General features: G+C 36.0%; 12 protein-coding genes. 9 read left to right on the forward strand and 3 right to left on the reverse strand.

Annotated features, from left to right (window positions below):
* Nucleotides 1–436: 436 nt before the first annotated feature.
* Nucleotides 437–805: a septal ring lytic transglycosylase RlpA family protein gene (locus AC5XHR_RS10905; RefSeq protein WP_495950824.1), complete on the forward strand. Its 369-nt coding sequence runs from the start codon at nt 437–439 to the stop codon at nt 803–805.
* 181 nt (nt 806–986) lie between these two features.
* Here AC5XHR_RS10905 and AC5XHR_RS10910 read toward each other — a convergent pair whose 3' ends face one another.
* From AC5XHR_RS10910 to porX, 3 genes are all read right to left on the reverse strand, one after another.
* The gene (locus AC5XHR_RS10910) at nt 987–1,784 is read right to left on the reverse strand and encodes a hypothetical protein (protein WP_495950825.1); all 798 of its coding nucleotides are present in this window, start codon (nt 1,782–1,784) and stop codon (nt 987–989) included.
* A gap of 17 nt (nt 1,785–1,801) precedes the next feature.
* A complete protein-coding gene (locus tag AC5XHR_RS10915; protein WP_495950826.1) occupies nt 1,802–2,560 on the reverse strand; it encodes an exodeoxyribonuclease III in 759 nt (252 codons plus the stop codon).
* A 109-nt stretch (nt 2,561–2,669) separates the two neighbouring features.
* Complete coding sequence (gene porX / locus AC5XHR_RS10920) at nt 2,670–4,211, reverse strand: T9SS response regulator signal transducer PorX (RefSeq protein ID WP_495950827.1); 1,542 nt, start codon at nt 4,209–4,211, stop codon at nt 2,670–2,672.
* 217 nt (nt 4,212–4,428) lie between these two features.
* On the opposite strand from porX, the gene AC5XHR_RS10925 reads away from it, so the two are divergent.
* From AC5XHR_RS10925 to AC5XHR_RS10960, 8 genes are all read left to right on the forward strand, one after another.
* Nucleotides 4,429–5,640, forward strand: a complete 1,212-nt coding sequence (locus AC5XHR_RS10925) for an HD domain-containing protein (protein ID WP_495950828.1) — start codon at nt 4,429–4,431, stop codon at nt 5,638–5,640.
* Between the two features lie 61 nt (nt 5,641–5,701).
* Nucleotides 5,702–6,733, forward strand: a complete 1,032-nt coding sequence (gene lpxD, locus AC5XHR_RS10930) for a UDP-3-O-(3-hydroxymyristoyl)glucosamine N-acyltransferase (protein ID WP_495950829.1) — start codon at nt 5,702–5,704, stop codon at nt 6,731–6,733.
* A complete protein-coding gene (locus AC5XHR_RS10935) occupies nt 6,726–8,123 on the forward strand; it encodes a bifunctional UDP-3-O-[3-hydroxymyristoyl] N-acetylglucosamine deacetylase/3-hydroxyacyl-ACP dehydratase (RefSeq protein WP_495950830.1) in 1,398 nt (465 codons plus the stop codon). Before lpxD ends, AC5XHR_RS10935 begins: the two co-directional genes overlap by 8 nt.
* Nucleotides 8,124–8,912: an acyl-ACP--UDP-N-acetylglucosamine O-acyltransferase gene (lpxA, locus tag AC5XHR_RS10940; RefSeq protein ID WP_495950831.1), complete on the forward strand. Its 789-nt coding sequence runs from the start codon at nt 8,124–8,126 to the stop codon at nt 8,910–8,912.
* A 26-nt stretch (nt 8,913–8,938) separates the two neighbouring features.
* On the forward strand, nt 8,939–9,502 hold the full coding sequence (gene efp / locus AC5XHR_RS10945) for an elongation factor P (protein WP_495950832.1): 564 nt from the start codon (nt 8,939–8,941) through the stop codon (nt 9,500–9,502).
* Nucleotides 9,503–9,568: 66 nt separating this feature from the next.
* Nucleotides 9,569–10,483 (forward strand): LpxD N-terminal domain-containing protein, encoded by a 915-nt coding sequence (locus AC5XHR_RS10950; protein WP_495950833.1) that lies wholly within the window; start codon nt 9,569–9,571, stop codon nt 10,481–10,483.
* Nucleotides 10,484–10,612: 129 nt separating this feature from the next.
* Entirely contained in the window at nt 10,613–11,485 is an 873-nt protein-coding gene (gene sucD / locus AC5XHR_RS10955; protein ID WP_495950834.1) for a succinate--CoA ligase subunit alpha, read from the forward strand.
* 24 nt (nt 11,486–11,509) lie between these two features.
* A complete protein-coding gene (locus tag AC5XHR_RS10960) occupies nt 11,510–12,181 on the forward strand; it encodes a porin family protein (RefSeq protein ID WP_495950835.1) in 672 nt (223 codons plus the stop codon).
* The last annotated feature ends 24 nt before the right edge of the window (nt 12,182–12,205 follow it).

Consider the following 12,205-nt stretch of genomic DNA (forward strand, 5'->3'; position numbering starts at 1 on the left):
TTTAAAAAGTCAAATAAAAAAATAAGAAATCCCGAATTCTCAAAATTTCGGGATTTTTATTTGTTAAAGAATCTTAAAATAAAGTATGGAAATCGGGTCGAGATGTATTTTAAACTTTATTTTCATCACATTTATATGTTTTGCATAGGAGCTGGATAAAATTCAATTTTAGTATTTTGATTAAAATTTAATACGTTGATATTCAATCATATATAATGATTTTAAGTCTTCTAAATAGTGTGAAATGTTAATGTTTTTAACATTTTAACAATCTATTTAACATTTTTTAACACGTTTTATATTCTCCTTTATTTATGGGTGTTTGCGAACGTGTTTAACAAAATATTAACATAAAATTAAGAAACGTTAAGAAGGTGGATTGAGTTCGCTAGAGATCGACAATATCTTTGCCACGTCAAAACCCCTAAAATTCAAAATGATGAAGAGATTTATCCTCGTAATCATAATGATGATTTCAACACTAGGTCTTTATTCCTTCAAGAATAATGCCACAGAAGCGAGAACAAGTTTTGCCTCGTATTACCATGATAAGTTCAATGGTAAGAAAACAGCTAGCGGAGAGATTTTCGATAATGATAAATTGACTGCGGCACACAGAAGTTTACCTTTTGGTACCCAGGTTAAGGTGACCAACCTTAAGAACGGAGAAAGCGTTGTTGTTCGTGTAAACGACAGAGGTCCTTTCCATTCTTCTAGAGTTTTAGATGTTTCTAAAGCTGCTTTTGAAGAAATAAGCGACATCAAACACGGCGTAGTACCAATTGAGTACGAAATTATTGAATAAGGAAATAATCATCTTATGTACAAAAGCCAACCGATTTCGGTTGGCTTTTTTTTATTTCTGTAAAACTTAAGATTAAGAAAAGAGTAGGTTAAGTTTATGTTCTGGTGTTGCCTCGAGGTATCTTTGTATCACTAAGGCAAATAAACACAATTGAAACGAAAAGCTTTAATACGTTCTTGTATTAAGGCTTTTTTGGATTTATGATGTCATTGAAATCGGGATTGTAATTGTCCCAAATTCGGTAACCTGCTTTGCTTTTTCTGATATAGTACGTTTGCTCACCTTTTTTATGAAATGGAAAATGATTTCCATTTTTTTCGAAAATCATATTCCAAAATTCGTCGGTAGCAAAGATGAGCGTTTCATTTTCGTAAGCAACAAAACGGACGTTATAGATTTCAATATTACTCAGTTCGCGGTTCATGACAATCTCTGTCGATTTCAGTTTCTCTAGATAAAGCTTAATTCGCTTCAAATACGGGCCGCTTTCATCAATAAACTCCTTGAACTTGTCCAGTTGATACGAATCCAAATTCTGCATGCATTTGTACTCGTACAAGCAGCAATCGGTAATGATGTTTTTTATTTCATTAAAATCGGCTTTCGTAAGGGTAAAACTATTTTCATCTTGCGTATTGGAATGAGTTCCATTGGTTACTTCGATAAAATGATTTAAATTATCATAACCTAAGAATATGGCAATTTTATCTAATGTTTTTAAAAAACGTAAATCATGATAAGCTGTTGGCTTTATTTGACCTTCGTACAAACGCTTGAAGGTAATCGGTGAAATACTATTTCCTAAAGAGAAAAAATGTTCGCTTTCGGTGCTGATCTTAGAAGAAAGTCCATCATTAACAATGTTCGTAAGAACCTCATAATGGTTGTTTTTCCACACAGGAGCTGCTCCAAGTATCGAGTTTTTTACTTTATCGTGTTGGACAATTTCTTTTTTTAAACTTTCAATAATATCTTTCATAGCACAAAATCAAAACATTAAATCTCTACTAAAACTGGACAGTGATCCGAGTGAAAAACTTCTTTTAAAATAACGGCTCTACTTAGCTTTTCTTTCAAAGAGTAGGTGACGAAATTATAATCCAAACGCCAACCTTTATTTTTGGCTCTTGAGTTTTGACGGTAACTCCACCAAGAATAATTGTCGGGTTGATCGTTGAAGAATCGGAAACTATCGATTAATTCACATTCGTTCATAAAGTTAGTCATCCATCTGCGTTCCATTGGTAGAAATCCAGAAACGTTTTTCAGACGAACAGGATCATGAATATCAATAGCTTCATGACAAATATTAAAATCGCCGCAAATCACAAGATTCGGAATCGTTTTTTTGAGTTCTTTTATATAGTGCAAGAAATCAAAACAGAACTGCATTTTAAACTCCAAACGATCAATATTAGACGCGCTTGGAACATATACAGAAATCACCGAAAAGTCATCAAAATCAGCACGAATGATACGGCCTTCATTATCGTAGGATTCAATTCCACAGCCGTATTCAACATGATTTGGTTGGATTTTAGATGCAATACCTACACCGCTATAGCCTTTTCGCTGAGCAGAAAACCAATACGAATGATAACCAATTTGCTCAAAACTTTGAATGTCAATTTGGTCATTCCCAGCCTTACTTTCCTGAATACAAATGACATCGGGGTTCGCACTAGAAAGCCATCCAACAAAATCTTTGGTAAAGGCAGCCCGAATTCCGTTGACATTATAAGATATAATTCGCATACTTTATTTTGAATCGATAAAAATACGAAATATGTACAAATTAAAAGTGCGGAAGAGATGATGAACATCTTTTCCGCACGTACCCAAATTAAATAAACTATGAAAAAAACTATTTGGGTTCTAATATACTGATCGGGATTATACATTCTTCTAGAGAAATCCCGCCGTGCTGATAGGTATCTTTGTAGTAATTTACAAAGTGATTGTAGTTTTTAGGATAGGCCAAAAACGTATTGTTTTTTGCGAAAATATATTTGGAACTCAAATTTCCTTTCGGTAAAAACAGCTTTTCAGGTTGGGAAATTGCCCAAACTTCTTTGTCTTCATATGTTAAACTCTTTCCAGTTTTGTATCGGATGTTGGTTGATGTTTCACGGTCGCCAACAACTTGACTTGGTTTTTTCACATAAATAGTTCCGTGATCGGTTGTGATAACGAGTTTGAATCCGTTTTCCGAAGCATTTTTAATGATTCGCATTAGCGAGGAATTTTCAAACCAATTTAAGGTCAATGAACGGAAGGTCTTATCGTCACGAATTAATTGATCAACGATATGGTTGTCTGTCTTTGCATGGGATAAGATATCGATGAAATTGTAAACAATCGCCACCAAATCGGTGTTTTTGTATTGGTTAAAATCATCTGCAATCTTTCTTTCGAAATCTGCATTTAGGATTTTAATGTACTTCATCGTTTTATAGCCAAGGCCAAGGCGCTTCATCTGATCTTCTAGGAACTCTTTCTCATGCTCATTTTTGTTTCCATCTTCATTATCATTAAACCATTTGTCAGGGAAACGTTTTTGAATTTCCGATGGCATCAAACCTGAAAAGAAAGCATTTCGAGCATACTGAGTCGCTGTTGGAAGAATGCTGTAATAATAATCTTCGGATGTTTTATTGTAAAATCTTGTGAAAAGTGGTTCAAGTACTTTCCATTGGTCATAACGAAGATTGTCGATCATCAACAAAAGAACCTTGTCGTTTTCCACCTCTGGTTTTACTTTGTCTTTAAACAACGTGTGACTCATCATTGGTTTATCGTTGGTATGCAACCAATCTTCGTAATTGTTCTCTACAAATTTGGAGAACTGAATATTCGCTTCTTCTTTTTGAGATTGCAACAAATCGGAAAATTCATTATCAATGATTTTATCAAATTTGATTTCCCAATTCATGATTTTCTTATAGTATTCCGCCCATTCTTCGAAGCTTTTCAAATACGAAAGTTCCATAGAAAGGTTTCGGAATTCTTGCTGATACTCCAAAATCGTTTTCTGTTCCACCAAATTATCTTCTTGAAGGTTCTTTTTTAAAGAAAGCAAGATTTGGTTTGGGTTAACTGGTTTCAGAATATAATCCGCAATTTGAGAACCGATGGCTTGTTCCATAATGTGCTCTTCTTCACTTTTGGTCACCATCACGATTTTCATCGAAGAATCTTTAGATTTCAGCATAGGAATGGCTTCCAAGCCGGATATTCCAGGCATGTTTTCGTCAATTAAAGCCAATTGATGTTTGTCATCGTCCAAGATTTCAAGGGCTTCGTTTACGTTGTTCACGGGGGTTACCTGATAGCCTTTGTTTTCTAAAAAAACGATGTGCGGTTTTAGTAAATCAACTTCATCATCTATCCAAAGTATTTTCGACATATATGTAATTTTAATTAAAATTTGTTGTTTAGAATCCATCAAAAATACGACCAAATGCTCTTAAAATCTCGCTAAAAAACCCGTGATTATCGTTAAATATTCGTTAAGGTTTATTTATTTTGGAGGTCGAAGGAGATTTTTTGGATTTTGACCGGGTGAACTTTAATTAATAAAACCTTAATGCTTTTTTGAGTATTTTTGCAGCAGAATACTTTCTATGCAGAACAAGCTGAAAATTATCAACGATCCAGTTCACGGTTTTATAAAAATTCCTCATGAAATTTTATTTGATGTTATTGAACATCCTTATTTTCAAAGATTGCGTCGGATTTCGCAAACCGGTTTGTTGAATTTGATTTTTCCTGGAGCCACTCATACACGATTTCATCATGCTCTAGGTGCAATGCATTTAATGTTTACTGCACTTGAAACATTGAAATTAAAAGGTGTTGAAATTTCCAAAGAAGAGGAGCAAGGCGCGTTGCTTGCTATTTTACTTCACGATATTGGTCACGGTCCCTTTTCACATGCGTTAGAAAGTATGCTAATGGCGGATTGGCATCACGAGAAACTTTCACTATTGTTGATGCACGAGTTGAATTCCGAATTTGATGGTCAGCTTTCTATAGCGATTGAAATGTTTCAAGGGAAATACCATCGCAAATTTTTTAATCAATTGATTTCTTCTCAATTGGATGTTGACCGTTTGGATTATTTGAAGCGTGATAGTTTTTATACAGGTGTTTCGGAAGGGAATGTCAATACGCAGCGAATTATTTCCATGATGAATGTGTCGCAAGACGAATTGGTCGTGGATTCTAAAGGAGTATATTCTATTGAAAATTACTTAACGGCCCGAATGTTCATGTACTGGCAAGTGTATTATCACAAAACGGCGGCTTTGGGAGAGCATATGTTGGTAAAAGTATTGAGACGTGCTAAAGATTTAGCATCGAAAGGTGTGAAGTTAGAAGCTCCAGAAAATTTGCAATATTTTCTGTACCGCGAAAAAGACATGCAGTCTTCCAAAGAAGATATTTTGCGATTTACACAATTGGATGACAATGACGTAATTCAAGCCATGAAGCTATGGCAACATCATGATGATTTTGTGTTGGCTTATTTTTGCCGTTCGGTGATGCAAAGACAATTTCCAAGAACGGTTATTTCTTCGCAACCTTTTAGTGAAGAAAAAATTGCCGAATTAATCGCAAAAACCAATGCGCAATTCGGGATAACGGATGGTGGACTTTTAGTCGATCAATTTACACGAACTTTGCTTCCCTATAATGCAGAAAAGCAACCAATTTATTTGCTTCAAAAAAACGGTGGAAAAGTAAAATTAAACGAGTCGGAAAACCAGATTTTATCGTCTTCTATAACATCAGCAAACGAAAAATATATTCTGTCGTTCCCAAGAGAATTGTAGAACGTTATTTTGCTGCAAAAAACGATTGGGCGTTTTCGGGATTTTTATATCTTTGCACGATATGGAATTTACAGCCTCACAAATAGCCGGACTGATCAACGGTAAAATTATAGGCGATGAAAACAAGATGATTACGGGAGTTTCACCTATAGAGCATGGTGAGGAGGGTCATCTTTCTTTTATCGGACAAAGCCGATTTGCTCATTATTTGGATGATACCAAATGTTCTGTAATTATTGTTTCGGAAGAGCTCATTACTCGAGAAAACTATCAACCCACGATTATCGTTGTAGAAGATGCGTATCTTTCTTTTCAGGTCTTGATGAATTTGTATCAAGAAATGCAAGGGAAGAAATCAGGCATTGAGGAAGGTTCATTCTTTCACGAGACGGCGCAAGTTGGGGAAGGTGTTTACATCGGAGCCTTTTCGTATATTTCTGAGAAAGCCAAAATTGGTGAAGGAACCATGATTTACCCACAAGTGTATATCGGTAAAGGAGTTCGCATCGGGAAAAATTGCAAAATTGACAGCGGCGTTCGTATTTACGATTATTGTATCGTTGGAGATAACTGTGTGATTCACTCTAACACTGTTGTTGGAGGTGATGGATTCGGATATCAACCAACTGCTGATGGCTTCAAAAAAATTCCACAATTAGGAAATGTAATCCTAGAAGATTTTGTAGAAATTGGTTCTAATTGCTCTATAGACCGTGCTACGATTGGTTCTACCATTATCGGGAAAGGAACCAAAATCGATAATTTAATTCAAATTGCACATAATGTAAAGATTGGTCAACACAATGTAATTGCAGCTCAAGCTGGAATTGCGGGATCAACGATTATTGGAGATTGGAACCAAATTGGTGGTCAAGTAGGCATTGTTGGGCATATCAAGATCGGAAATCAAGTAAAAATTCAAGCGCAAAGTGGTGTGAACAGCAATCTTGATGATCAAGAGGTTGTTTACGGATCGCCAGCTATTTCGGCAGGGGATTTTAGAAGAAGCTATGTGCATTTTAAAAATTTAACGAACATCGTTGAAAAAATAAATAAACTGGAGAAAAACTCTAAAAACGAATCGAATGAGTGATCTACAAAAAACACTTAAAGAAGAAGTAACCCTTTCGGGGATAGGTTTGCATACCGGAAAACATGTTAATTTAACGATTAAACCGGCGAAAGAAAATACAGGTTTTGTATTTGTAAGAACCGATTTAGAAGGAAACCCTCAAGTAGAAGCGGATGTTAATTATGTAACAACGACGGAAAGAGGAACAACATTAGAGAAATTAGGTGTTCGTATTCATACATGCGAGCATTTATTAGCCGCTTTGGTTGGTTGTGATGTGGATAATGCCATTTTGGAAATGGATAGCGCAGAACCACCAATTTTAGATGGATCTTCTAAATATTTTGTAGAAGCGATAACTAAAGTAGGTCTCGAAGAGCAAGAAAAAGCTAGAGAATACCTTGTTATCAAGGAAGTTCTTAACTATATCGATCCTGCAACAGGGTCAGAGTTAACGATTATTCCGTCGGAAAACTACGAAGTGACAACGATGGTTGATTTTGGGACTAAAGTTTTAGGAACTCAAAACGCCACGTTAAAAGATATAGCAGATTTCCAAGAGGAAATCGCTTCAGCACGTACATTCAGCTTTTTGCATGAATTGGAAATGTTGATTGATGCAGGATTAATCAAAGGTGGAGATATTTCTAATGCCATTGTTTACGTGGACAAAGATTTGACACCAGAAACTGCAGAAAAACTGAAAAAAGCATTCGGTAAAGAAGACGTTTCAATCCGTCCGAATGGTATTTTAGATAATTTAACTTTGAATTATCCTAACGAAGCTGCTCGTCATAAACTGTTAGACGTTATTGGAGATTTGGCTTTGGTTGGTGTTAAAATCAAAGGGAAAGTGATTGCAAACAAGCCAGGACATTTTGTTAATACGCAGTTTGCAAAGAAATTGAACCGTCAATGGAAACTTCAAAAGAAGAAAAATGTTCCCGATTTTGATCTTTCAAAACCACCACGTTTTGACATCAATGGAATTATGAAGCTTCTTCCGCATAGACCACCATTTTTGTTGATTGACAAAGTTTTAGAACTTTCAGAAACGCATGTGGTTGGTTTGAAAAACGTTTCCATGAATGAGCCTTTTTTTGTTGGACATTTTCCGAAGGAGCCTGTATTCCCTGGAGTTCTTCAGGTGGAAGCCATGGCACAAACGGGAGGGATTTTGGTTTTAGCTAATGTTCCAGATCCAGAAAACTACTCCACATATTTCGTGAAAATGGATAATGTGAAGTTCAAACGAAAAATCGTTCCTGGTGATACTATTATCTTTAAAATTGAGCTTATTGAACCAATTAGAAGAGGTATTGTTCACATGCAAGGATATGGATATGTCGGTGATCAAGTAGCTGTTGAAGCAGAATTGATGGCCCAAGTAGCTAAAAATAAAGTAGACTAAATGGTACATCAACTTTCCGCTGTAGATAAAAGAGCAAAAATTGGTAAAAATGTAGTTGTAGAAGCTTTTACAACCATTGCTGGTGATGTAGAAATCGGTGAAGGAACTTGGATTGGACCTAACGTAACCATTATGGACGGGGCACGTATTGGTAAAAATTGTAAGATTTTTCCTGGAACCGTGATTTCGGCTATTCCTCAAGATTTAAAATTTGATGGGGAAGATACGCAAGTGATCATCGGCGACCATTCTACTATTCGTGAATGTGTGACGATTAACCGTGGAACGAAAGCCTTAGGTTATACCAAGATCGGAAATCATTGTTTGATTATGGCCACTACGCATATTGCACATGACTGTGTGCTAGGCGATCATGTAATCATCGTAAACGGTTGCGGAATTGCTGGTCACGTTGAAATTGGTGATTATACGGTGATGGGAGGTCTTTCGGCGGTACATCAGTTTGGGAAAATCGGAAATCATGTGATGATTTCAGGAGGTTCTATGATTCGTAAGGATATTCCTCCATATGTAAAAGTAGCTCGTGATCCTATTTCGTATGCGGGAATCAACTCGGTTGGATTGCGAAGAAGAGGTTTTTCCAACGACAAGATTTTCGAAATTCAGAAAATTTATCGCTATATCTTTCAAATGAAGATGAATACGTCTCAGGCGATTTCAATCATTGAAAAAGAAATGCTTCCAACAGTGGAACGAGATGAAATTTTGACATTTATTCAAAATTCACCTCGCGGAATTGTAAAAGGATATGGAACAGGAAAAGAATAAAATTAAATTATACACAAAAAATAAGAATGGCAACAACAGCTGATATTAGAAAAGGACTTTGTATTGAATACAGTAATGATATTTATAAAATCATCGATTTTCAACACGTAAAACCAGGGAAAGGTCCAGCTTTCGTTAGAACGAAATTAAAGTCGGTTACAAACGGAAAAGTTTTGGATAACACGTTTTCTGCAGGTCACAAAATTGATGAAGTAAAAGTAATTACGCGTAAATTTCAATATTTATATGATGATGAAAACGGTTTCCATTTTATGAATAACGACGATTACTCTCAAATCTACATCAACAAAGAGATGATTGAAAACGCGCAATTCATGAAAGCAGGAGAAGAGGTTACGATTATCTTGAAAGAAGCTGATGAAACGCCACTTTCTGCGGAAATTCCACAATCGGTTTTCCTAGAAGTTATCGAAGCTGATCCAGGTGTAAAAGGAAATACAGCAACCAACGCGTTGAAAAACTCAATTGTTGAGACAGGCGCTAGAGTTATGGTTCCTTTGTTTATTGAGCCAGGAGACAAAATTAAAGTAAATACTGAAGACGGTTCATACGTTGAAAGGGTAAAATAAAAACAACGACAAATTCTTAAGGTTCAGATGTTCAGGCATGCTGAACCTTGTTTTATACATCAGATTATGACTTTTCATCAACCTCAGAATTTAGAACATATAGCTCAATTAATTGGAGCTCGTTTTGTAGGTCCAGCAGATTTTCAGGTTTTCGGGACCAACGAAATTCACCGTGTTAAGCAGGGCGAAATTGTTTTTGTGAATCATCCCAAATACTACGATAAAGCCTTAAATTCGGATGCAACGATTATTTTAATTGATAAAGAAGTTGATTGTCCCAAAGGAAAAGCTTTGTTGATTTCTGAAGATCCGTGTGGAGATTTCAATAAAATTAACACCCATTTTACAAAGATTTATAACTTTTCTGAAACGCTTCATGATGTTGAAATAGGTGAGGGGACGTTCATTCATCCTTCTGTGGTTCTTGGAAACAATATAAAAATAGGGAAGAACTGTCATATTTTTCCGAATGTGGTTATTGGTGATCGTACGATTATTGGTGATAACGTTATCATCCAAAGTGGAACGGTGATTGGCGGTGACGCTTTTTATTATCGAAAACTAAATGGTGAATTTGATCGTTTAATTTCTGTTGGAAATGTGATTATCGAAGATCGTGTGGAAATCGGAAATTTATGCGCTATTGACCGTGGTGTAACCGATTCAACAATTATTGGGGAAGGTTCGGTATTGGATAATCAAATTCAAATTGGACATGATACAATAATCGGAAAACGCGTTTTGATTGCTTCACAAACCGGAATTGCTGGATGTTGTATTATCGAAGATGAGGTGACAATTTGGGGACAAGTTGGTATGGCTTCTGGAGTTACTGTAGAGAAAGGAACGGTTTTACTAGCGAAAGCAGGAGTAAACCGAGATCTGAAAAAAGGAACGTATTTCGGACCAATTGCAGAAGAATTTCGAGATTATCTACGCAAAGAAGTGGTGATAAAAAACATGAGTAAGAAAGGTCTTTAATTGAGAGAAAAATAGTATTTTTACAACATTCATTTTTTTCACAGAAGAAAGGCAAGTTGTCTTTTTCTGATTCGAAAAATGAGTTCAATTAGAAATCATCATAATTTAAAATTCAATAAATAATATAAAATGTCAGTATTAGTAAACAAAGATTCTAAAGTAGTAGTACAAGGATTTACAGGAAACGAAGGTACTTTCCACGCAGAGCAAATGATCGCTTACGGAACAAACGTTATCGGAGGAGTTACTCCAGGAAAAGGAGGTTCTGAGCATTTAGGAAAACCAGTTTTCAACACTGTGGCTGAAGCAGTAGAAAAAGCAGGAGCAAACGTAAGTATTATTTTCGTACCACCAGCATTCGCTGCAGATGCTATTATGGAAGCTGCACAAGCTGGAATTAAAGTAATCGTTTGTATTACAGAAGGTATTCCTGTCGCTGACATGGTGAAAGTAAAAGCGTATATTGCGGATAAAGATTGCCGTCTTATCGGGCCAAACTGTCCAGGTATTATCACGTCTGATGAAGCGAAAATCGGTATTATGCCAGGTTTCGTTTTCAAAAAAGGAAAAGTAGGTATCGTTTCAAAATCAGGAACGTTAACATACGAAGCTGCTGACCAAGTTGTAAGAGCTGGTTACGGAGTTTCTACAGCAATCGGTATTGGTGGAGACCCAATTATCGGTACAACAACAAAAGAAGCATTAGAATTATTCATCAACGATCCAGAAACTGAAGCAGTTGTGATGATCGGTGAGATCGGTGGTTCTCTTGAAGCGGAAGCGGCAAGATGGTACAGAGATAGTGGTTCTAAAAAACCAGTAGTTGGTTTTATCGCAGGACAAACAGCACCTAAAGGTAGAACAATGGGGCACGCTGGTGCAATCGTTGGTGGTGATGAAGATACAGCTCAAGCTAAAATGGCTATCATGAGAGAATGCGGAATTAACGTAGTAGATTCTCCAGCAGATATCGGTGAAACGGTAGCTAAAGTTTTAGGATAAAAAACACTAAAAACACACATACAAATGAAAAAAGTTTTTTTAGGTCTTGCAATTGCTATGGCGACTGGGGTTTCTGCTCAAGTTGATTTTAGCAGTACTAGATTTGGTCTTACAGCAGGTGTGAACTATTCCCGTGTTAGGAATGCTCACAACCCTTCAGGACCGATTTGGGGATTCCAAGCTGGTGGTTTAGCATTGATTCCTATTGATAGTGATGATCAGTTTTATATTCAGCCAGAAGTATTGTATTATACTGCGGGTGAGTCTGGGAAAGATAAAGATATGAAAGGCAAGAATGGTTATGATGCAAAATATGCAAATAACTACATCAGTGTACCGATCTATTTTAAAAGCTATTTTTCAGAAGCTGAAAGCGAATTTTTCGGTATGGTAGGGCCAAGATTTAATTTTTTGATGAGTCAAAAAGTAACGAATCCAGCTCGTGATTATTACGATCCAAATGTTGTAAATCCTGATTATCCTAATATCAATGGAAAAGCCAATAAATTTAACTTTGGTATTGGATTAGGTTTAGGATATAGTTATAAACGTCAGGTTGAACTATCCTTAAAATACGATATTGGTATTTCTAATACATATCCGAATATGGTTGAAGGATGGACAGGTGATCCAAACACGCAGAAAAGAAAGTCAGAGCAAGTTTTAAGCGTAGGCATAAGTTATATTTTCGAATAGTAAATTCTAAAATAAACATAAAAA

Source organism: Kaistella sp. CFF1-2, from assembly GCF_059509915.1.

Coding starts and splice junctions, on each gene's coding strand:
- AC5XHR_RS10915 (WP_495950826.1), bottom strand. CDS start 2,560: ATGCGAATTATATCTTATAATGTCAACGGAATTCGGGCTGCCTTTACC.
- lpxD (WP_495950829.1), top strand. CDS start 5,702: ATGGAATTTACAGCCTCACAAATAGCCGGACTGATCAACGGTAAAATT.
- AC5XHR_RS10925 (WP_495950828.1), top strand. CDS start 4,429: ATGCAGAACAAGCTGAAAATTATCAACGATCCAGTTCACGGTTTTATA.
- AC5XHR_RS10935 (WP_495950830.1), top strand. CDS start 6,726: ATGAGTGATCTACAAAAAACACTTAAAGAAGAAGTAACCCTTTCGGGG.
- AC5XHR_RS10910 (WP_495950825.1), bottom strand. CDS start 1,784: ATGAAAGATATTATTGAAAGTTTAAAAAAAGAAATTGTCCAACACGAT.
- porX (WP_495950827.1), bottom strand. CDS start 4,211: ATGTCGAAAATACTTTGGATAGATGATGAAGTTGATTTACTAAAACCG.
- lpxA (WP_495950831.1), top strand. CDS start 8,124: ATGGTACATCAACTTTCCGCTGTAGATAAAAGAGCAAAAATTGGTAAA.
- efp (WP_495950832.1), top strand. CDS start 8,939: ATGGCAACAACAGCTGATATTAGAAAAGGACTTTGTATTGAATACAGT.
- AC5XHR_RS10950 (WP_495950833.1), top strand. CDS start 9,569: ATGACTTTTCATCAACCTCAGAATTTAGAACATATAGCTCAATTAATT.
- AC5XHR_RS10960 (WP_495950835.1), top strand. CDS start 11,510: ATGAAAAAAGTTTTTTTAGGTCTTGCAATTGCTATGGCGACTGGGGTT.
- sucD (WP_495950834.1), top strand. CDS start 10,613: ATGTCAGTATTAGTAAACAAAGATTCTAAAGTAGTAGTACAAGGATTT.
- AC5XHR_RS10905 (WP_495950824.1), top strand. CDS start 437: ATGATGAAGAGATTTATCCTCGTAATCATAATGATGATTTCAACACTA.